Origin of the sequence: Staphylococcus sp. HMSC072E01, from assembly GCF_001814125.1 — a bacterium.
In the GTDB taxonomy this organism is placed as follows: domain Bacteria; phylum Bacillota; class Bacilli; order Staphylococcales; family Staphylococcaceae; genus Staphylococcus; species Staphylococcus hominis.
The window spans coordinates 442,351-464,349 of record NZ_KV814962.1 but is presented as its reverse complement, the minus strand read 5'-3'; the positions used below and the strand labels follow the sequence as shown (position 1 = coordinate 464,349).

Below are 21,999 nucleotides of genomic sequence, written 5' to 3'. Positions count from 1 at the left end.
GCTATTACTCTTTATCATATAATTGTTGTAATTTTTGAAGCCTAGGATCAACTTGGCGTGTTTGGGAATCGTCGTTATCTTTAGAATGTTCAAGCTCAAGCGCTTGTTCTTCATCAATAACTTCCCAACCGTTACCTTCTGTAAGCATTTGATCACTATTCTCAGAAAATGCACGCATTGGCTTCTCAATAATAACCAATTCTTTAGCAATATCTCGGATATTAATCATACCATCTGTAGCAAGATGATAATGTTCATCTTCATCTACTTCTTCTTCGGTATAACTATTATAACCTTCTAAATCAAATATTTCGGAAGTTCTGACATCAAGTGGCACATCTACAGGCACTAATGTACGAGCACAAGGCATAGTATACGTACCAGTAACATGCATATCTGCTATCACTTCATTTGATTTTATGGTTAATTCACCTTCGATATTTACTTCTGATAAATCAATCAGACCTAAAGGTTCTATTAAATCGTCAAAGTTCGCCTTTTCATTAAATTCAAAAGGTTTACCTTGATATTTTCTCAATTGCGTTATTGACCATTTCATATGGCTTCACCTCTAACAAACACAAAATTTATTTTAACTTTACTATTATAAGTTGTCAAGATTTTTTCTTAACATCTTATTATCTGTTACAATACTAATAATGAATACTGAAAGGACGAATTGCAAATGAAAAGTGTTGGATTGATTACAGAGTATAATCCATTTCATAACGGTCATGCTTATCATGCGCAACAAGCTAAAACACGGTCCGATGCAGAGATCTCTATTGCAATCATGAGTGGTAACTTCGTTATGAGAGGTGAACCTGCTATTTATAACAAATTTCTACGTACACAAATGGCACTTTCCAATGTCGATTTAGTTGTTGAGTTACCTCTTATCGCTAGTCTTTCTTCAAGTGATTATTTTGCACAGATAGCTGTTCAAGTTGCTCGTTATCTAGATGTTGACACTATTGCTTTTGGAAGTGAAACACCTGATATAACTCGCCTTAAAAATGCTGCAAATGAAATAATCAATTTAGAACATAGTTCAACTTTTAATCAAAAAGTAAAAGAAGGTAGTAATTATGCAAAAATTATAAATGATTTAATTAGCGATAATACTTTACTAAAAATGCCTAATAATATTTTAGCAATCACTTACTTAAAAGCTATACAACAATTTGCACCTCACATGAAAGGACTTGCTATCCAACGTGTGCATGCTCATCATCATGATGCGACAATTGAAACATCATCCTTTGCAAGTGGTTCTGCAATTAGGCAGTCGTTAATCACTCAAGAAACTCAGTGGACTACAGTTGTTCCCTCTTCAATTCAATCACTGTATACAACACCTCATTTAACTAAAGAGGATACATTTAGCTTGATTAAATATCATATCTTAAGTCATTCAATTCATGAAATGGCTCATATATACACTATCTCTGAAGGACTAGAACATCGATTAAAAAAATATATTAATCAAGCCACTTCTTTTGAATCCTTTATGTCTTTACTGAAGACAAAACGCTTTACCTATACTCATTTACAACGCATACTTATGCAAATTCTTTTAAATGTAAAAAAAGAAGATTCTATTCAATCCATTTCAGCTGTAAGAATTTTAGGAATGAATCGTCACGGACAAAGTTATCTCAAACAATTAAAAACCAAATTTCCAGAACGTCAATTCATCACTAATATTAATAAAACATCTGCTCATTTTTTTAAAAATGAAATTAAAGCTACCGATATTTATAACTTATTATCAGGTCAACAGAAAAATGATTTTAATACACCTGTAATTAGATTAAATAATTGAATTAAAGCGTATGGAACATTTCATTTCTGTTCTATACGCTAATTTTTTAATCTTCAAATTTTTCTTTTAATGCTCTTTCAACATGACTAGGTACGAAATCTGAAATATCTGCCTTATATTGAGCCACTTCTTTCACAACACTTGAACTAATAAATGAATAGTTTGTACTTGTCATCATATACATTGTTTCAACATTACTATTTAATTTTTTATTCATTGAAGTTAAGCGTAATTCATATTCAAAATCACTCACTGCTCTTAAGCCACGAATAATTGTTTTAGCGCCTATTTTATCGCAAAAATCGACAAGTAATCCATTAAAATTATGTACTTTCACATTTGGCAAATGTTTTACAGATTCACGTATTAATTCCATACGTTCTTCAATAGAAAATGTACCTGCTTTACTACTATTTTTTAATATACATACATGAAGTTCATCAAATCGATCAGAACTTCTTTCGATAATATCTAAATGTCCATAAGTAATAGGATCAAAGCTACCTGGAATGACTGCTTTTGTCTTAGTCATTGTGTTCTCCTTTTTTTAATAACAAAGTATCTGTTAAACCGTAATGATATTGCTTAATTACTTCAAAATCATATGTATTGATTTTTTCTTGATTACTAAACTCACAAATGATAATACCATGTTCTTTTAATAAATTAAACTTAGAAATTTGGTCTAGAGCCTTATCTATTAGCCCTTTATTATAAGGAGGGTCTAAAAAAATAAAATCAAATTGAATGTCTCTTTTATTGATAGCCTTTAACGCTCTATCTGCATTATTTTTATATACTTCAGATTGTTCCTCTAAATTTAATTGTTTCAAGTTAGCTTGGATCACTTTAACTGCTTTAAAGTTTTGGTCTACAAATATAACTTTATCCATACCTCTAGAAAGTGCTTCAATTCCTAAAGCACCACTACCAGCAAATAAGTCTAAACCTAAGCCGTATACTTCATGTAAACTGTTAAAAATACCTTCTTTAACTTTATCCATTGTTGGACGTGTATTGCGTCCTTCTAAACTCTCTAGTGGTTTACTTTTATGTTTTCCAGCAATGACTCTCATTTTGACTTACACTTCCATTTCATTCATTTATTTACTATAATTTGTTTTGAAAAAGGAGAATTAAATATTTATGAAACAATCATTTATTATTTTAGGAGAAGGACTTACAGATTTATTCGAATTTCTTACTCTTATTGAATATAATCATGCAAGAATAGACAAGGTTGTCTATTTCCATACACCACAGTCAGACAAACAATTATCGTCAGTCGCAATTATTATGAATCCTACGACCGGTAAACAATTTCAAGCCATGTATATGATGTTAAACGCTTTAAAATATCCCTACCCAAGTAGTAATAAAAAATTTGAGATGATTAATGAACAAGCTCAATCGTATGATATTCCTATTGTCGGCATTGATGTTCAACCGCCAAATGCATTTCATACGAATGATTTATATTTTAAATATTTAATTAGCGTACTTCGTTTACAAAATTGGATCCCACCGATGCAATAACAATTTTTAAATACATCTTAAAGCATTTCATGCTTTTCTTTATCATATGTTTTTTTCAAGTTTTTATAGGGGGATCCATCAATATGTAAGACATATTTTAATTTCATTAATTTCTGGAGAATATCGTCTACTTCATGTTCATTAACATACATTACTACATACTTTCGAGGTTTATTAGTATAAACAATATGTCCATATTTACGTATCTGTCTTTCATGTTTAATATGCTTTAAGTAAATAATTAAGCTAACTCTTGGAATCAATTCCATATTATTTCACTCACTCCATTTATTATGCATAATTACTATACCATGACTAATAATTTTATAAAATACATTCAATATCTCAATACTTAACTTTCAAAAAATATTGATTTAATTATTAATTTTAAATGAACTTTAGGAGGTTCTACCTTGAAACACATTAAGAAGAATTTTTTTAATTTGGGTATCACTAGTATGGGTATACTAAGCAGTTTATTACTTTTAAAAAGAAATCAAAAGCCTAACATGCTTAAAGACATACCTTACTTTTTTAATGGACCAGCACCTTATATTTTTGCACATAGAGGTGGAATGTCAGTTCGACCAGAACAAACACAATTAGCTTTCGATAATGCTGTTGATTATGGTTTAGATGGCTTTGAAACAGATGTGAGACTAACTAAAGATGAAGAATTGATTGTTTTTCACGACGCTACAGTCGACCGTACTACTAATGGTTCAGGAAAAGTATGTGATTACACACTAAAAGAATTAAAAAAATTAGATGCAGGATTTCATTTTACTGATATCAATGGTCGACATATTTACAGAGGTCATCAACAAGCTAGAATTTTAACTTTCGATGAACTTTTAGAAATGTACCCTAGCAAATATATCAATGTAGATTTAAAAGATGCTCCAAGTAGTTATGAAGGATCTATTGCGCCTAAAAAAATGTATGATATTATAAAGCATCATCATGCTGAGAAACGTGTACTTGTAACGAGTTTTCATAAAGAACAAAATGAACGTTTTAGAGCAATAAGCAATGGAGAAATCGCTACTGGCGCAAGTCAACATGAAGTGACTGAAGGCGTGATTAAGTTTATTTTAGGACTAGGCTATCATTATCATCCTCAAGCTGACACATTTCAAATGCCTATAAAATTCAAAGGTATCCCATTATCATCAACTCATTTTATTCAATGGCTTAACTTATTAAATATTGTGCCAGGTTATTATGGCATCAATAGTGTTGACTTAATGTATGATTTGTATCAAAAAGGTGTTCACACCATTGTTACTGACCGTCCTGATTTAGGTAAACAATTTAAATCACTACTAAAACAGCATACCTTAAGTTAAATACATTTATTCTATATATTATATAAAATTAAACTATATGCATAAAAGAATCTGAGACATACATCATCATTGTCTCAGATTCTTTTAATATATTAATCATCAATAACTAAAATAAAAATATACTTATATCTAATTTTGCAACTCAATCTCTGATTTACTAGATTTTTATTCTTAATTATAAACTACAATTACATGTGCCTCCTGAGGCGCAACCTTTAGAATCTGTTTTAAAAAATGGATTACCCACTTCAATCTTTACATTTTCTGACACAGATAATGCGATTTTAGTCAACACTTCATCTATTAAATTTTGTAATTGTACTTCTTTAGATTTGTAATCCATTACATTAGGCAACATTTCATAAGCTCGCTTACGTCGACGTGTATCTAACATGACATTTTGATAATCTGGGTGATATCTACCAAAGCGCATCACTTCACCATAACGTTCTTTTGATTTTAAAAAAGCTTGATACAATAAATGTGCTTCATCATCTTGTTTAAGTTTTTTTTGAGCTTCTCTATAATTAAAATACACTTTTGATTGTACAATCATGTCTGATAAATCTTCAATTTCATCTAAAATTGATAATGTTTCCTCTGTATACATTATCGGTCACCTCACAACCTATTTTTGTACAAAAATAAGTGAATAATAATTTCTCATTACTTCTCCACCCATTTCATTATACTTTTTATTTAACATTCTTGAACGATGTATATCCGAATTCATCCAACTATGAATTAATGTAGGCACATCATTGAAATCATAACCCACATTTTGACTTGTAGCTATAAAATCAATATTTTCGTTATCAAGTTGGCTCTTAAGTGCACCTTCTGTAAATTCAACATCTTCTGTACCAGTTGCTTCATATAAGTTTACTGAAGCAATGTGTGATATGTCTGAATTTACTTTCAATGGTGGAATATGTTTTAAATCTCTCATTTGATTAGTAATTTCATAGAGTGTTATCAATTGATTTGGGTTTTGTTCATATGGTAATGAATTTTTATTATTTCTGTCATTATTAAATTTATCATCTGATATATCTTCTTCATCTGTTAATTGATACGGTTTTATAAATGCTAATAGTTCTTTATCTAGATATCGAATACCCATAATTCGATTTGATTGTTGATCTACATAAACTTGAGCATAAATATTACCATATTTAATTAGAGTTTGAGTTTTAATATCTTCATCTGATAACTCAAAATTATATTGTTTTCCATTCACTTTAAAAGAGGGATCAGGATTAATACTAGTTTTTTCAAATATATGTGAAGCATTTTCATTGATTTTTAATGATTCGGTTTGAGCTTTTTCTCCAGTAGCATAAACAGATTTAATTTCATCATGTTTTGTAGTGACAATATAATATTGTTGCTTTCTCTTAAATATATAATCAGTATATCCGCCTTTAACAGGGTATGTACGATTTGCTTGTCCATATTTATTTGTAAGATAATTAATATCTTTACCTATCCAAGTACCTATCCCATTTTTGGGAGCAGGATTTTCAGTCTGTTTTTTCACGGAATGTGATTCTTGATTTGAATGACTTATTTTATTGTTGTTATTAGGATTTTCAAGGACATCAAATTTTAATCTTGGTGAGTAAAATAAATAAATTAGAAATGTAATTAAAAATACGATTCCTAAAACTTTAATTACTAACTTAGTCATTACTCCCCCACCTCTTTAGAATTACATATATTGTACAAAATAACTATTTTAACAATCAAGCCATTCATTTTTTCTAAACTCCAAATTTATTAATTAAACTACATTATATCTATTTACAAATAAAATAAACAATTAATATTAAGACATAGCTTATACTAAACAATTTTATCATATCAATATAGAATCCACTGTTGTTATTTCATGATAAAAATGGAAGTGAATCAGAATTCATTTTGAATTCGTCGTCCTCCTTAACAATTTGATCATCGACTACCCAAATATTAAAAATACCTGAGACAACACATTATGTCCCAGGCTATTCTTTAAAATTATTCAATATTGTTATAAACCTAGTGTGGCTTTAATCAACGATGTAGTTTCTCCACCTGGATAAATTACATATAATAATAAGTATACTGCCACACCTGTAATGCCAGTAAAGAACCATATAATTGAAGCGATAGGTCCGATTCTTCTATGCCATTTAAATTTATCTTTAAATGCAGTAATAATTTGAACTAATCCTAATACGCCACCAATCGTAGCAAGATTAACGTGGAAGATTAAGAATATCTTATAATATGTTCTAACAGAATCTGGACCACCAAAATCTGTATTACCTATAAATATCGTTCGAATTGAGTAAATAATAAAAAACGTTAATGCGAAAAATGCTGCTCCTAACATAACTTTTTTGTGAGTATTAACATGACGATGAGCAATTTGCCACCATCCTATCGCTACTAAAATAGCACTAATTACGTTACAGCTTGTACTAATAGTTGGTAGAATTGGTAAACTCATATATTCCATCCTTATTTAACTTAGATATTTTAAATCATTTTTATTAAAGAGATGACAACAACTAATGCAAAGAATACTACTAGATAATTTAGTGAATAGATAAACATTTTTGTTGCCCACTTAGTTTGATCGGTATTTTTCTTAAATGTTGTTAAACCTATAAAAATCCATCCAAAATTTAATAAAGTTGCTAATACAACAAACGTAGTGCCTAAACTAGATAATAGGAAAGGTAATGGTAATAATAATACTAACCAAATAAACATACTTATTCTTGTACGTTTAAAACCTTTTACTGAAGGTAACATAGGAATATTTGCTAATGAGTATTCATCACTACGTTTAATAGCTAGGGCATAGAAATGAATAGGTTGCCAACAAAAGACAACTAAAAATAAAGCAAAAGCTACAAGACTGATTTGTCCATCAATAGCTGTCCATCCAATTAAAGGTGGTACAGCGCCTGGAAAACTTCCTACTACTGTATTCCAAGTCGTATGTCTTTTAGACCAGATTGAATAATATGATACATATCCTACTATACCAAAAAGTCCTAAAACACCTGATGGCACATTTAATAAGAATAGACATGCTTCTCCTACTAACATCATACCAAAACTTAACATCAATAAATGTTTATCAGAAATTCTATCGTTTACTGTTGGTCTACTTTGTTTACTTGGCATAATTTTATCAATATCTTGATCATAATAATTATTTAATGCACAAGCACCACCCATAATTAATGTCGAACCTATCAACATTAATAGGATTTGAGGTATTGACGATAGGAAGGAATGATTTGTCATTACAATAGCTAACCAAGCGCCTGCAAAAGCAGGAATTAAGTTACCCTGTACCAAGCCCATTTTAATAATTTGTTGTAGTTCTTTAAAAGACACTCTACTTGACGGCTGTGATAAAGTGTGTTCTTTACTCATGGTTCCCCTCCTTAAAATTTTCATATAGTATTATGATATAATAATTACTTATAAAAGGCTAGGTTATATTTATTTAAATTGTGACACTTTAACGACTTTCTGTTTCACTAATTTTTTGTCTTTAATTATTGTAGTATAATAGTTGTAATATTTATAATTATATCTTTTATATTAAAATCAGAGCATAAATGGATATCATATTACAAAATATTTTAAATTAATGGCGGGGTGTTTAAACTTGTTTAACAAACGAAACCTTAAATGGTTATCAATCGTAGCAACAATTATTATGGCAATGGTACAACTTGGGGGCGCCTTAGTAACTAAGACGGGCTCTGAAGATGGCTGTGGTGCTTCATGGCCTTTATGTCACGGCGCTTTATTACCTCAGAATTTGCCAATTGCTACAATCATTGAATTGAGTCACCGAGCTGTATCAGGTTTATCATTAATTGTTGTGTTATGGTTGGCCATCACAGCTTGGAAAAATATAGGATACATTAAAGAGGTTAAACCTTTAGCAATTATTAGTGTTGCTTTTCTATTAATTCAAGCCTTGATTGGTGCAGCAGCTGTTATTTGGCAACAAAATTCTTATGTCTTAGCTTTACATTTTGGGATTTCATTAATTAGTTTTTCTTCTGTATTCGTATTAATGCTTATTATTTTTGAAGTGGATAAAAAATATGAGGCTGATGAATTATTTATAAAAAAACCATTGCGCGATCTTACTTGGATTATGACGGGCGTGGTTTATGTCACTATTTATACTGGTGCTTTGGTTCGCCATGCTAAAGCAAGTTTAGCATATGGAAGCTGGCCATTACCGTTTAATGATTTAGTACCCCATACTGAGCAAGATTGGGTACAATTTGCACATCGCGGTATGGCATTTATCACTTTTTGTTGGATTATGATCACATTTATTCATGCCATCAAAAATTATTCTGAGAACCGTACAATTAGATATGGTTATACTGCCGCATTTATTTTAATTATTTTACAAGTGATTACGGGCGCATTGTCTGTAATGACACATGTTAATTTAATTGTTGCATTGCTACACGCACTTTGTATTACTATACTTTTTGGCTTAATCGCTTACTTTATTTTACTCATGCTTCGTTCAATTAGAAGTGAAAATTCAAAAATTAAATAAAGTAAAGTTTTAAAAGACACGTTAGAGTTATTGTAGAACATATAATCTCTAACGTGTTTTTTATGCAAAAAAAGCATAAGATAGAATGTCATTTAACTTTCTATCTTATGCTTTTAAACTTTTTAATATCTACTCAGATTTTTCAATTTCGATTAATAAATCTCCCGTTGCAATAGCATCACCATTTCCAACAGTAACTTTTTTAATCACTCCATTAAACGGAGCTTGAATTGTTGTTTCCATTTTCATTGCTTCGGTAATTAATAGTGGTTGATTTACTTTAACCTCATCACCTACTGAAACTTTAACTTCAGTCACACTTCCTGGCATTTGAGCACCTATATGATTTGGATTTGTTTTATCTGCTTTAGGTTTTACATTCGCATTTGTTTTTATGTTTTCATCTTTAATCGTAATACGACGTGCTTGACCATTCATCACGTAATAAATTGTTCGGTTACCATTTTCATCTGCTTCGCTAATTGTTTCAAGTTTAATAATTAAACGTTTTCCGTTTTCAATTTCAATCTCTACAGTCTCCCCGTTACGCATACCAAAGAAGAATGTCGGTGTATCAAGTAATGATAAGTTACCATATTGTTGTCTAGTTTGAATAAATTGATCAAATACTTTTGGATAAAGTACATAACTTATAATATCTTGCTCAGTCACTTCACCATAATTTTTATCTTGTAATTGTTCTCGTATCTCATCAAAATCTACTGGTTTTAAATATTCTCCTGGACGTTCAGTTAGCGGTTGTTGACCCTTTAAAATAATATCTTGTAATTGTTTATTAAAGCCATTTACTGGTTGACCAATCTCACCTTTAAAGTATGACACTACTGATTCAGGAAAATCTAATTTATAACCTTGTTCAATGATCGATTGTTCATCTAAATCATTTTGTACCATATATAACGCCATATCTCCTACCACTTTTGAAGATGGTGTCACTTTAACGATATCTCCAAACAAGAAATTAACACGACGATACATATCTTTGACCTCATTAAAACGTTCACCAAGACCTAAACTTTTAGCTTGTTGACTTAAATTAGAGTATTGACCACCTGGCATTTCATGTTGATAAATTTCTGTATTAGGTGACTTAATATCACTTTCAAAGTCAACGTAGTATGGACGAACAGTACTCCAATAGTGACTTAATTCTTCTAAACCTTGAATATCTGTACGCATATTTCGTTTAAATCCATCTAATGCATAATATAAAGAGTTCACACTTGGTTGACTTGTTAAGCCACTCATCGATGCAATAGCTGTATCGATAATATCTACACCAGCATCGATGGCTTGTTTGTAGATTAATAAACCATTTCCACTTGTATCATGTGTATGTAGATGTATTGGTAAATTAACTGCAGCTTTTAATTCTCCAACCAGTTCATATGCTGCTCTAGGTTTTAATAAGCCAGCCATATCTTTAATTGCTAAAATATGGAAACCTTCACGTTCTAATTCTTTAGCTAATTTAACATAGTAATCTAAAGTGAACACATTTGAACGTTCTGGGTTTAAAATATCACCTGTGTAACAAATAGTACCCTCCGAAATTTTACCTGCTTTTTGTACCGCTTCATTTGCCACTTTCATTTGATCTACCCAGTTTAATGAGTCGAAAATACGGAAAACATCTACACCTGCTTCAGCACTTTCATCTACAAATTTTTGAATTACATTATCAGGATAATTCTTATAACCCACAGCATTTGAAGCTCTTAATAACATTTGGAATAATACATTTGGAATCGCTTTTCTAAGTTTTTCTAAACGCTCCCAAGGATTTTCTTTTAAGAAGTTGTATGCTACATCAAAAGTAGCGCCCCCCCACATTTCTAAAGAAAAACTATCTTTAAATACTTCAGCAGTTTTAGAAGCTATATTTAACATATCTTTTGTACGTACACGCGTAGCAAGTAAAGATTGGTGCGCATCACGGAATGTCGTATCAGTAATTAAAACATCATCTTGTGCTTTAACCCAATCTGCAACTCCACTAGGCCCTTTTTCATCTAGTAATTGTTTTGTACCATATAGATTTTGAATTTTCTTTTTTGAAACTTGCGGAATCGAAGTTGACTCATAGTCTGGCTTCGTACGTTTTTCGACATTCGGAAAACCATTAATGGTTACATTCCCAATGTATTCTAATGTTTTAGTACCACGGTCTAATGTAGGTGCAATATCGAATAATTCCGGTGTTTCTTCAATAAATTTTGTTGTATAATCTCCACTTCGGAATTTTTCATTACGCATGACGTTAACTAAAAATGGGATATTTGTTTTCACACCACGAATACGCATTTCTCGTAAAGAGCGTTCCATTTTTTCTTCAGCTTGTTTAAAAGTAATGGCATGAGTAGATAATTTCACTAATAGTGAGTCATAGTAAGGTGAAATTTCAGCGCCTTGGAAGCCATCTCCTGCGTCTAAACGTACACCAAAACCACCACTTGAACGATAAGCAATAATCGTACCAGAATCTGGCATAAAATCATTTGTAGGATCTTCAGTAGTGATACGACATTGAATAGCATAACCAAGTGTTTGGATTTCTTCTTGAGGAGGTAAAGCGATACGTTCGTCAAATAGACTTGCTCCATCTGCCACTAAAATTTGAGTTTTAACTATATCAATTCCTGTAATCATTTCTGTAATCGTATGCTCTACCTGAACACGCGGATTAACTTCAATGAAAAAGAATTCATCCCCAGATACTAAAAATTCCACTGTTCCAGCATTAACATATTTGATATTTTTCATTAATTGTAATGCAGATTGACAAATACGTTCTCTTAATTCATCAGGTAAACCTACAGATGGTGCTACCTCAACTACTTTTTGATGACGACGTTGTACAGAACAATCACGCTCATATAGATGAACAATATTACCATATTCATCGCCAATAACTTGAACTTCAATATGTTTTGGATTATCGATGTATCTTTCGATATATACTTCACTATTACCAAATGATTTTTGTGCTTCAGATTTCGCACGATGAAACGCATCTTCTAATTCACTTTCTTCGCGAACAATACGCATACCTTTCCCACCACCACCACTTGTGGCTTTAATCATCAGAGGGAACCCTGCTTCTTTAGCAAATGCCTTTGCTGCATCAAAATTTTCAATTGGTCCATCTGTTCCTGGTATAACTGGTAAATTTGCTTTAACTGCAGTTGTTCTTGCTTTTACTTTATCACCAAACATATCTAAATGGTCTAGGTGCGGGCCAATAAATGTTATGCCTTCTTCATTACAACGTCTTGCAAATTCTTCATTTTCACTTAAAAAGCCATAACCTGGATGTATTGCATCTACATTCGCACGTTTTGCTACTTCAATAATGCGTTCAATATTTAAATAACTTTCGGCGGGTCCTAAATCTTTTCCCACTAAATATGATTCATCGGCTTTATATCTATGTAATGAATTTTTGTCTTCATTTGAATAAATTGCTACTGTTTGAATATTTAATTCCGTTGCTGCTCTAAAGATTCTAATTGCAATTTCACCACGATTGGCTACTAATAATTTTTTTATATAATTCAAAGAAGAAACACCCCTTTATATTTTGAAAATTCTAACTAATTAGATAATAAAATTTTATCTTAAAATAAATGAGAAAGCTATTACTTTTTTACATACAATTTATAAAATGAAAATATAGTAAATAGGTTAGCTTACTCACTATTTTAAAATGTAATCATTAATATTTATTATACTTAATAACTTTATATTATCATTTATAGTTTGAAGACGCTACTCTAGACTAGTAATCCTTTAACTTGTCACATAAATGTAAAAAGAGTGGAAGCAAATTTTTTAATTCTCGCTTCCACTCTCACTAATATTAGCTACATATTTACATCTATAATTAAGTGATTTTAATATTGTCTAGGAATATCCACTTTTGATTTTTGATTTTTTATTGCTCTTTTTTCTTCAACTTTAATTTGTCTTGCTACTAACAATAATAATCCCATAGCAATACTTAAACTGATCATTGACGAACCGCCAAAACTTATAAATGGAAGAGGAACCCCTGTAAGAGGAATTGTAGCTGATATACCTCCTAAATTTACGAACGTTTGACTACCAATATAACTCGCTACACCAACACATATTAATTTATAAAAATATGAAGATGTTTTAGTGGCCAATATAAATGCACGGAATACAATAAAAAATAATAATCCTATTACTAATAAGGCACCGACCAGTCCTAATTCCTCACAAATTACTGCGAAAATAAAATCTGTATGCGCTTCTGGAAGATAGCCAAGTTTCATGATTCCATTACCTAATCCTCGACCAAATAATCCTCCATTTCCAATTGCCATTAATGAATTGGATAAATGATATCCAGTCCCTGAAGAAGAACTAAAAGGATCGTAAATTGTACTAAAACGTGCCTTTAAATATTCTGGCATCATTCCGGTAAAAATAAAGAACCCAGCAATAAGAATAAATGCAAGAATAATATATAATATAGGCCCTTTTACTATTTTCTTAACACCTATACCTACGAATAAAAACATGGATAATATAATAATTAATATTAATAATGTTTGTCCAATATCTCCTTGTAAAAGTACTAAACCTAAACACAGGATAATTAAAATAATTGGCCCTTTGATAATTCTTAAATTACCTCTTATCTGCGATAATTTTTTACTTAATACATAAGAAATATAAAGAATTAAAGCAATTTTTAGCAACTCTGAAGCTTGTAGATTCATAAATCCTAAGTTTATCCAACTTTTTGAACCATTGATATTTTTACCTACCAATAATGTTAAAATTAAAAGGCCAAAGATGATAATCATAATCCACTGTTGAATTTTTGATTGTTTAAAAACTTTTATATTCATCATAAATGAAATAAAAAAGACAATAATGAAACTCATGATAACATAAATTAATTGTCTGTTATAAAAATATGTACCTGAAACCTCAACGCCACCTGTTAATGTCCCTTTAGTAGCTGCCACCATACTGGCACTGTAAACCATCACTAAACCTATAAAACACAAAATAACATATGAAATTAATAATGGATAATCGATAAACTTAGAGGTTCTACCTATGTATCGAAATATATTTTTTAAATTATTCATAAAAAAGATCATCCAATTCTAAAAATTTAAACTATATATGCTCATTAAAACGATTTATCAAATTAAATTCTGTCTAAACTATTATATACTTTGTAATTATTAATTAACAAACATAAACGTAAAAAATAAAATAAAAGGACTGAAAATATTATTTACATAACATTTCAGTCACTATCATAAATTTATTACATATATTAATTCTTGCTCATTATAACACTTTCATATTAAAAGCATTAGACTTAGAGTTATACGTTTGTGAATGCTTCATGCAATTTAGATAATTCTTTTTCTAAACGAAGCATTAAACTTTTACCTTCTTCTTTATCAACTAAACCAAGTTTCACAGCAAAGTCTACTTCTTTTTGTAAACCAAACATTTGTGTGTCGAGAACCTCTTCATATAGTGGGCAAGATGGCATAGTTAAATTATCCATTTGAACCTTAATTAAATGCAAGATTCGGTCAGCATCTTGATTTAATTGCTCATAAGCTTCACTATTTATGTTCATTTGCTTCGGCATCACATTCTCCCCCTATCATTAAATATCTTCATATCAGAAGTTTATCCTACTACCTTTTAAAAAGCAAGTTTATTCAATAAACCCTTCAATCTAACTATGATAAAATAATAGTTAGATTGAAACTAGGGAGTGGGCAAGATGATTCAAATTAAAGGAGATGTCAAATTTCCTATTACTTTAGATAGTACAACATGGATTTTTGATGATAGAAAAGTAAAAATAGAGGATATTGAAAACGGTATTTTTGAAGGAACTAAACCTATTAAATTTGAAGATAACCGCGAATGGAATAGAGCGATTTTAGAAGGACAAACCAATCCTCCTACTTTAAACTCTGAAATTAAGTATCGTAAACGTGCTGTATTAGAAGATTCATTTGCAATAAATATGACACCATTTTTTAAAAATGCAGAGCCTTTAGAAAGTGCAACTACAATTAAACTTTCAAATGATACATCTTCAATTGAAATCCCATTAGAATTATTACCTTATCTTTTTTTCCAATTTGCTAAAGATGGTAAGAGATTGTACGATGATAATTCAGTAGATAGCTTTGTTTATAACCCCGAGGAGAACGCCTATTCATATAACTTTAAATATGTAACTCGTATTGAGGTGATTTAAGTTGCGAGAAGTACAATGTATTATTTGTGATACTAAGGTCTTAATTGATGAACGTACAGTTGAAGCTAAACGTCTACGTAATAATCCAATTAAAACATTCATGTGTAGTGACTGTAAAAGTCGATTAGACACACCTAGACAACGACCAAATGAAAATCGTAAATTTAATCTCCATTTTCCAAATGAAAACTTATAGTATACTTTTCAATAATAAAAAGACGCAACATCAAATTTGATGTTGCGTCTTTTTATTAGTTTTATTGATCTTGCATCATTTGTTTTACACGTTTCGCTTCTTTTTCACGTGCAGCTTTATTTAATATTTTTTTTCTTAAACGGATGCTTTGAGGCGTTACTTCAACCAATTCATCATCATTAATATATTCTAATGCTTCTTCTAACGTTAAAATTCTTGGACGATTCATTGTTTGAGTTTGATCTTTTGTTGCTGAACGTACGTTAGTTTGATGTTTAGCTTTAGTAATATTAACTGTTAAGTCATTTTCACGATTATGTTCTCCTACAATCATGCCTTCATAAACTTCAGTACCTGGTTCCATGAAGTTTACACCTCTGTCCTCTAGACCAATGATGGCATAAGCTGTTGCTTGTCCTTGATCCATTGAAATTAATGCACCATTACGACGACCACCAATTTGTGCTTTAACACGAGGTCTAAATTCTTCAAATGTATGATTAATAATGCCATAACCACGTGTCATAGACATAAATTCAGTTGTGTATCCAATCATACCACGTGCAGGTACCATAAAGATTAAACGTGTTAATCCATTATCAGTTGTTAACATGTCTAACATTTCACCTTTACGCGCACCAAGTGATTCAATCACTGCTCCAGCATTTTCAGATGGAACTTCACATTGAACACGTTCAAATGGTTCACTTAATACACCATCAATTTCGCGTAAAATAACTTGAGGTTTAGAAACTTGAAGTTCAAATCCTTCACGTCTCATATTCTCAATTAAAATAGATAAGTGCAACTCTCCACGGCCAGCTACAACCCACGTATCTGGAGAATCTGTTGGTGTAACTTTTAAAGATACATCTGTTTCAAGCTGTTGATCTAAACGTTCTTGGATTTGACGAGCAGTTACAAAATCACCTTCACGACCAGCAAATGGTGAATTATTTACTTTAAATGTCATTTCAAGTGTAGGTTCATCAATACGCAATACTGGTAACGCTTCTTGATGATCATGTGGTGTAACTGTTTCACCTACGTTGATATCTTCCATCCCTGATACAGCAATTAAATCTCCCGCTTGTGCTTCTTCAATTTCTTCACGTTTTAAACCAAAGAAACCAAAGATTTTTGTTACACGGAAGTTTTTCACTGTGCCATCTAATTTAATAAGCGATACGTTATCTCCAACACGCATTTTACCTCTAAATACACGGCCAATACCAATACGACCAACGTAATCATTATAGTCTAATAATGCTACTTGGAATTGTAGTGGTTCATCACTGTTATCAATTGGAGCAGGCACATAATCAAGAATTGTTTCATATAAAGACTGCATGTTTTCATCTTGTTTTTCAGAGTCAACACTCGCTGTTCCATTTACAGCTGATGCATAAACAACTGGGAAATCAAGTTGTTCATCATTTGCTTCAAGTTCAATAAATAAATCTAATACTTCATCTACTACTGCTTCTGGTCTAGCAGAAGGTTTATCAATTTTATTAACTACTACAACAGGTTTTAAATTTTGTTCTAATGCTTTTTTTAGTACGAAACGTGTTTGTGGCATAGTACCTTCATAGGCATCTACAACAAGTACAACACCATCTACCATTTTCATAATACGTTCAACTTCACCACCAAAGTCAGCATGTCCTGGTGTATCTAAGATATTAATTCTTGTACCTTTATAATTTATCGCAGTATTTTTAGCAAGAATTGTAATACCACGTTCTCTTTCTAAGTCATTAGAGTCCATTGCTCTTTCATCAACATGCTCATTTTCTCTGAAGATTCCAGATTGTTTAAGTAATTCGTCAACTAGTGTTGTTTTACCATGGTCGACGTGAGCAATAATTGCAATATTACGAACATCTTCTCTTCTATTAGTCATTTTATAATATCCTTTCTTGAGTAAATTCCCACTTTTAATTGCAACTTTTTTATTATATCATAATATTAACAAAAGATAACTAAAAGGTGGGGATGGGGATGGAAAAACCAAAATCTAAAGGTATATTCTGGATACTTTCTATTGTAGCAGTTATATTTTTAGTGCTCTTTAGTTTTAGCGTGGGTGCTGGAAGTATTCCAATGATGATTTTAACATTTATACTTTTCATTGCAACGTTTGGCGCCGGATTTACGCTTAAGAAAAAGTATCGTGAAAACAATTGGCTATAATCAACCATTAAATTATATAAAGCTTGAGATATTTTTGTCTCAAGCTTTTTTTATTGAAATCAGATTTTTTATTTTTTAAAGCGTTGATGTAATTCTATTAAAGTAGCTGTATTAGGTGCTAAATAATTTTCTAATATTTCTTTATGAATATTTGAATTTCCTACTAGTACTGAATTCGCACCTGAAATATTTAATGGTTCACCTAATAAGTTGCTAGCTACGCCTCCAACTTCATTTAATACAATAAGACCACCAGCAAAGTCCCAAGGCTGTAATCTAGGTGTGATATAAGCAGCCAATTGTCCTTTAGCTACACTTATAATTTCTAAAGCTGCACTACCATATGCTCTACAACTTCTTGCATCATTTACTATATCTTGAAATATAGGGCCCATTTTAGGTTTGGTTACCCAATTTGGATTGATACCAATTAAGCTTTTCTTTAGGGTAGTAGATTCAATCGTAGATAATGGATGTTTATTTTCAAATGCACCCTCACCTACCTTGGCATGATATAAAACATCTTTCATTACATCATATACAAAGCCAGCGTATGGTTTACCATTTCGGTAGATACCAATTGAGATAGCAAAATTTTCTTTTTGATGTACAAAGTTTAATGTGCCATCAATTGGATCCACTACCCATACGACACCTTCAACATGAGTTAAATCATGACCATGTCCTTCTTCTCCAATAACACGATGTTCTGGATAACTATGGGTAATTGCATCATATATATAATTTTCAGTAGCTTTATCAACATTGGTAACTAAGTCATTCGGATTTGATTTTGTTTCAATATTTAATTCTTCCTTCATCATTATTCTAACTTTATTTCCTGCTTCTAAAACTAAACCTTTAGCAAAATCATATAGCGACATACTATCATCTCCTGTTGCTTACTATTATACATCAAATCAATTTTATAATTGTTATACATCATTTTATACCTTCATCACTATATATGAAACTCTTATGAAGAGTTTATAAGCATAAAAATAGGTCGCCAATAAAGGAAACCTATCAAATCCATGATATAAAAGACTAAAAACATTTAACATATACGAATAAACATGTACATTCATCTTATGATTATGGAATACAAATAAGTAAAAGGTCATTAAGTTAATTTTAAATGTAAAATCGGGTAATCTCTACTTTGGTTGTCTTTTTGAGATGCACTCTATGCTTTAAAACCATTTTTAATATAAAATTTCAATGCATGTTGGTTATCTTTATTAACATCTACATATTGGATTTTATCTTCTTGAATCAGTGACTGAAGTATAATTGTACCGTAACTTTTATTAAAATCTTCAGGATCTATAAACAACATTTCCAAATTTTTAGTATTGTATTATAGTCTTTTTCTTTTACTTTTATTAATCTCATGACACTCTCCTAACCACGAGGGGTAAAATCCTAAAAATTAAATGACTAACATCTAGGTACTGACTCTACCTTATTAGTTTAAATTAACTATCTATATTGTATATTACTATTCTATCATTATCACTTTGAAATATATGCTACAATAAACTCAACATACTATTAAAATAGGAGGAAGATCAATGACACAATACACATTTACACCTAAAGATTTTAAAGCATTTGACGTTGAGGGTTTAGATGAACGAATGGAAGCTTTAAATAAATATATTAGACCTCAATTACATCAGTTAGGCGATTATTTTAGTGAGTATTTCACTTCTCAAACTGGAGAAACATTTTATGCACATGTTGCTAAACATGCGCGTAGAAGTGTTAATCCTCCTATAGATACCTGGGTCGCTTTTGCACCTAATAAACGTGGTTATAAAATGTTACCCCACTTCCAAATTGGCCTTTTTAGGGATCAATTATTTATCATGTATGGAATAATGCATGAAGGAAAAAATAAAGAAGAACGTGTTAAAGTTTTTGACAAACATTTTAATGCATTAAAACAACTTCCAAATGATTATCAAATTAGTTTAAATCACATGAAAAAAGATAAACAATATATCAAAGATTTAAGTGATACTGATTTACATCAAGCTATTGATCGTGTTAAAAATGTGAAAAAAGGAGAATTTTTTATAGCACGTACTTTAGCCCCTAGTGATGAACGATTAAAATCAGATGAAACATTTTTAGCTTTTATTAAAGAAACATTTGATGAATTCTTAAAATTATATGAATAAATACTATTCTTCGGCCTGGGACTTTACTAGAAGTCTCAGGTGTTTTTTATTTTATTGGTAATCACTCACTGTCTTGAAGATCCATCTAAATTCAGTAATATTCTTTTTTACAACATTTTTAGGTTGACCTAAAAATATATTTAGGTTAATATAATTAAAAAGATTTTAGGAGTTTATGAATGAATCATATGAGTAATAAAAAACAACGTAGCTTAGACGAAATTAATAATACAGTAGACTTTAATAGTAATAAAAGTGCAAGCCAAAAATTTTTAGCTTTTTTAGGTCCAGGATTATTAGTAGCGGTGGGATATATGGATCCAGGTAACTGGATTACATCTATGCAAGGCGGAGCACAATTTGGCTATATTCTTCTTTTTATTATTTTAGTTTCTAGTTTAGCTGCAATGCTTTTGCAAAGCATGACAGTTAGATTAGGTATTGCTACAGAGATGGATTTAGCACAAATGACACGTCATTATTTAAATCGCCCGTTAGCAATTATATTTTGGATAATAGCAGAACTAGCTATTATCGCTACAGATATTGCTGAAATTATCGGAAGTGCAATAGCTCTAGACTTATTGTTTAATATTCCTTTAATTATAGGTGCACTTATAACTGTTTTAGATGTTTTTCTTTTACTTTTTATTATGAAATTTGGCTTCAGAAAAATCGAAGCGATTGTCGGAACATTAATTTTTACTGTTCTAATTATTTTCTTATTCGAAGTATTTATTTCATCACCTAAAGTGATTAATATTCTTAACGGGTTTATTCCTCATAAGGATATCGTTACAAATCATAGTGTACTGTATATTGCTTTAGGGATTATTGGTGCTACAATTATGCCTCACAATCTCTATTTACATTCTTCGATTGTACAATCACGTAAATATGATAGAACTAATGAGAACGATAAGGCACAAGCAATTAAATATGCAACAATTGATTCTAATATACAATTAAGCATCGCTTTTATAGTAAATTGCTTGTTACTTATATTAGGTGCTGCACTATTTTATGGTGTTAATGCTGATAAATTAGGAGGATTTTATGATTTATATCATGCCCTTAAAACTCAGCCGCTTCTAGGGTCAGTACTTGGCAGTATAATGAGTACATTATTCGCTATTGCACTACTTGCATCTGGACAAAATTCTACAATCACTGGAACACTCTCAGGTCAAATTGTTATGGAAGGATTTTTAAGATTATCAATTCCAAATTGGTTAAGACGATTAATAACTAGAGGTTTAGCTGTCATTCCTGTTATAATTTGTTTAATTGTATTTAAAGGTAATGAAAATAAAATGGAACAACTTTTAGTACTTTCTCAAGTATTTTTAAGTATCGCTTTACCGTTTTCACTCATTCCTTTACAACTTGCAACAAGCAATAAAAAATTAATGGGCCCTTTTTATAATAAAAACTGGATTAACTTTTGTTCTTGGAGTTTAATTATTATTCTAAGCCTACTTAATGTTTATTTAATTATCGAAACATTTAAAGAATTTTTTGCATAAAATAAAACTATTGTTAAGGTATTGAACATGATATCTTAACAATAGTTTTTCTCTGTATTCTTTTAATTCATTATAACTTCCATAATATCATTGCAAACCACACTATATTAAACTTTCATATCAATGTCATAATATGAATAGTATAGATTTAATTTTTAATAATTAATGACCTAACTATGTTATATAATGTAGATTTTACAAATACTCCAATAGAACTGATTATTGCGACTATATCATTTTAATTATGTATGCATTTATTTTAATTGATATCCTTCTATTATTAAATACTTATCCAATTT

The 21,999-nt window shown here is 30.5% G+C and carries 23 protein-coding genes; 9 read left to right on the top strand and 14 right to left on the bottom strand.

What is annotated here, in order from left to right:
* Positions 1-4 precede the first annotated feature (4 nt).
* Positions 5-559 carry a YceD family protein gene (locus HMPREF2953_RS04225; protein WP_070671969.1) on the bottom strand — a complete coding sequence of 185 codons (555 nt, stop codon included), beginning with the start codon at positions 557-559 and terminating at the stop codon, positions 5-7.
* 126 nt (positions 560-685) lie between these two features.
* Between HMPREF2953_RS04225 and HMPREF2953_RS04220 the strand changes: the two genes are divergently transcribed.
* Positions 686-1,825 carry a nucleotidyltransferase gene (locus HMPREF2953_RS04220; protein ID WP_070671967.1) on the top strand — a complete coding sequence of 380 codons (1,140 nt, stop codon included), beginning with the start codon at positions 686-688 and terminating at the stop codon, positions 1,823-1,825.
* Between the two features lie 46 nt (positions 1,826-1,871).
* Here the strand turns inward: HMPREF2953_RS04220 and coaD are convergent, their stop codons facing one another.
* Both coaD and rsmD read right to left on the bottom strand, forming a co-directional pair.
* Positions 1,872-2,357 carry a pantetheine-phosphate adenylyltransferase gene (gene coaD, locus HMPREF2953_RS04215; protein ID WP_002450001.1) on the bottom strand — a complete coding sequence of 162 codons (486 nt, stop codon included), beginning with the start codon at positions 2,355-2,357 and terminating at the stop codon, positions 1,872-1,874.
* Positions 2,350-2,901 (bottom strand): 16S rRNA (guanine(966)-N(2))-methyltransferase RsmD, encoded by a 552-nt coding sequence (rsmD, locus tag HMPREF2953_RS04210; RefSeq protein ID WP_002450015.1) that lies wholly within the window; start codon positions 2,899-2,901, stop codon positions 2,350-2,352. Before rsmD ends, coaD begins: the two co-directional genes overlap by 8 nt.
* A 70-nt stretch (positions 2,902-2,971) precedes the next feature.
* On the opposite strand from rsmD, the gene HMPREF2953_RS04205 reads away from it, so the two are divergent.
* Positions 2,972-3,361, top strand: coding sequence for a DUF7147 family protein (locus HMPREF2953_RS04205; protein WP_049335444.1), 390 nt, complete (start codon positions 2,972-2,974; stop codon positions 3,359-3,361).
* A 17-nt stretch (positions 3,362-3,378) separates the two neighbouring features.
* Here the strand turns inward: HMPREF2953_RS04205 and HMPREF2953_RS04200 are convergent, their stop codons facing one another.
* Entirely contained in the window at positions 3,379-3,630 is a 252-nt protein-coding gene (locus HMPREF2953_RS04200; RefSeq protein ID WP_049335442.1) for a DUF2129 domain-containing protein, read from the bottom strand.
* A gap of 144 nt (positions 3,631-3,774) precedes the next feature.
* Between HMPREF2953_RS04200 and HMPREF2953_RS04195 the strand changes: the two genes are divergently transcribed.
* On the top strand, positions 3,775-4,710 hold the full coding sequence (locus HMPREF2953_RS04195) for a glycerophosphodiester phosphodiesterase family protein (RefSeq protein WP_049335440.1): 936 nt from the start codon (positions 3,775-3,777) through the stop codon (positions 4,708-4,710).
* Between the two features lie 175 nt (positions 4,711-4,885).
* Here the strand turns inward: HMPREF2953_RS04195 and HMPREF2953_RS04190 are convergent, their stop codons facing one another.
* The 4 genes from HMPREF2953_RS04190 to cyoE all read right to left on the bottom strand — a co-directional run bounded on the left by HMPREF2953_RS04190 (position 4,886) and on the right by cyoE (position 8,145).
* Positions 4,886-5,320, bottom strand: a complete 435-nt coding sequence (locus HMPREF2953_RS04190) for a YlbF/YmcA family competence regulator (RefSeq protein WP_070671966.1) — start codon at positions 5,318-5,320, stop codon at positions 4,886-4,888.
* A gap of 18 nt (positions 5,321-5,338) precedes the next feature.
* Positions 5,339-6,400 (bottom strand): CAP-associated domain-containing protein, encoded by a 1,062-nt coding sequence (locus HMPREF2953_RS04185; RefSeq protein WP_070671964.1) that lies wholly within the window; start codon positions 6,398-6,400, stop codon positions 5,339-5,341.
* Between the two features lie 342 nt (positions 6,401-6,742).
* Positions 6,743-7,204, bottom strand: coding sequence for a DUF420 domain-containing protein (locus HMPREF2953_RS04180; RefSeq protein ID WP_049438001.1), 462 nt, complete (start codon positions 7,202-7,204; stop codon positions 6,743-6,745).
* A 29-nt stretch (positions 7,205-7,233) separates the two neighbouring features.
* Positions 7,234-8,145 carry a heme o synthase gene (cyoE, locus tag HMPREF2953_RS04175; protein ID WP_002449983.1) on the bottom strand — a complete coding sequence of 304 codons (912 nt, stop codon included), beginning with the start codon at positions 8,143-8,145 and terminating at the stop codon, positions 7,234-7,236.
* Between the two features lie 238 nt (positions 8,146-8,383).
* Here cyoE and HMPREF2953_RS04170 point away from each other — a divergent pair, with 238 nt between their 5' ends.
* Entirely contained in the window at positions 8,384-9,304 is a 921-nt protein-coding gene (locus HMPREF2953_RS04170; RefSeq protein WP_070671963.1) for a COX15/CtaA family protein, read from the top strand.
* A gap of 129 nt (positions 9,305-9,433) precedes the next feature.
* Here the strand turns inward: HMPREF2953_RS04170 and HMPREF2953_RS04165 are convergent, their stop codons facing one another.
* The 3 genes from HMPREF2953_RS04165 to HMPREF2953_RS04155 all read right to left on the bottom strand — a co-directional run bounded on the left by HMPREF2953_RS04165 (position 9,434) and on the right by HMPREF2953_RS04155 (position 14,972).
* Positions 9,434-12,883, bottom strand: coding sequence for a pyruvate carboxylase (locus HMPREF2953_RS04165; protein WP_070671961.1), 3,450 nt, complete (start codon positions 12,881-12,883; stop codon positions 9,434-9,436).
* Positions 12,884-13,218: 335 nt separating this feature from the next.
* The gene (gene ftsW / locus HMPREF2953_RS04160; protein WP_070671960.1) at positions 13,219-14,451 is read right to left on the bottom strand and encodes a cell division peptidoglycan polymerase FtsW; all 1,233 of its coding nucleotides are present in this window, start codon (positions 14,449-14,451) and stop codon (positions 13,219-13,221) included.
* Positions 14,452-14,696: 245 nt separating this feature from the next.
* Positions 14,697-14,972, bottom strand: a complete 276-nt coding sequence (locus tag HMPREF2953_RS04155; protein ID WP_002488709.1) for an Fpa/YlaN family protein — start codon at positions 14,970-14,972, stop codon at positions 14,697-14,699.
* Positions 14,973-15,110: 138 nt separating this feature from the next.
* Here HMPREF2953_RS04155 and HMPREF2953_RS04150 point away from each other — a divergent pair, with 138 nt between their 5' ends.
* Together HMPREF2953_RS04150 and HMPREF2953_RS04145 are read left to right on the top strand one after the other, a co-directional pair.
* The gene (locus HMPREF2953_RS04150) at positions 15,111-15,596 is read left to right on the top strand and encodes a hypothetical protein (protein ID WP_002450004.1); all 486 of its coding nucleotides are present in this window, start codon (positions 15,111-15,113) and stop codon (positions 15,594-15,596) included.
* Position 15,597: 1 nt separating this feature from the next.
* Positions 15,598-15,792, top strand: coding sequence for a DUF2197 domain-containing protein (locus tag HMPREF2953_RS04145; protein ID WP_002449988.1), 195 nt, complete (start codon positions 15,598-15,600; stop codon positions 15,790-15,792).
* A gap of 61 nt (positions 15,793-15,853) precedes the next feature.
* On the opposite strand, the gene typA is transcribed toward HMPREF2953_RS04145, so the two are convergent.
* Positions 15,854-17,698, bottom strand: coding sequence for a translational GTPase TypA (gene typA, locus HMPREF2953_RS04140; protein WP_002448035.1), 1,845 nt, complete (start codon positions 17,696-17,698; stop codon positions 15,854-15,856).
* A 98-nt stretch (positions 17,699-17,796) separates the two neighbouring features.
* Between typA and HMPREF2953_RS04135 the strand changes: the two genes are divergently transcribed.
* Positions 17,797-17,988, top strand: a complete 192-nt coding sequence (locus tag HMPREF2953_RS04135) for a DUF5325 family protein (protein WP_002448174.1) — start codon at positions 17,797-17,799, stop codon at positions 17,986-17,988.
* 68 nt (positions 17,989-18,056) lie between these two features.
* Here HMPREF2953_RS04135 and HMPREF2953_RS04130 read toward each other — a convergent pair whose 3' ends face one another.
* Together HMPREF2953_RS04130 and HMPREF2953_RS04125 are read right to left on the bottom strand one after the other, a co-directional pair.
* Positions 18,057-18,872 carry an inositol monophosphatase family protein gene (locus HMPREF2953_RS04130; RefSeq protein ID WP_070671958.1) on the bottom strand — a complete coding sequence of 272 codons (816 nt, stop codon included), beginning with the start codon at positions 18,870-18,872 and terminating at the stop codon, positions 18,057-18,059.
* 302 nt (positions 18,873-19,174) lie between these two features.
* Entirely contained in the window at positions 19,175-19,327 is a 153-nt protein-coding gene (locus HMPREF2953_RS04125) for a GNAT family N-acetyltransferase (RefSeq protein WP_232132889.1), read from the bottom strand.
* A gap of 235 nt (positions 19,328-19,562) precedes the next feature.
* Here HMPREF2953_RS04125 and HMPREF2953_RS04120 point away from each other — a divergent pair, with 235 nt between their 5' ends.
* The gene (locus HMPREF2953_RS04120) at positions 19,563-20,174 is read left to right on the top strand and encodes a YktB family protein (RefSeq protein WP_002448079.1); all 612 of its coding nucleotides are present in this window, start codon (positions 19,563-19,565) and stop codon (positions 20,172-20,174) included.
* A 179-nt stretch (positions 20,175-20,353) separates the two neighbouring features.
* Positions 20,354-21,700 carry an Nramp family divalent metal transporter gene (locus HMPREF2953_RS04115; RefSeq protein WP_002455490.1) on the top strand — a complete coding sequence of 449 codons (1,347 nt, stop codon included), beginning with the start codon at positions 20,354-20,356 and terminating at the stop codon, positions 21,698-21,700.
* The last annotated feature ends 299 nt before the right edge of the window (positions 21,701-21,999 follow it).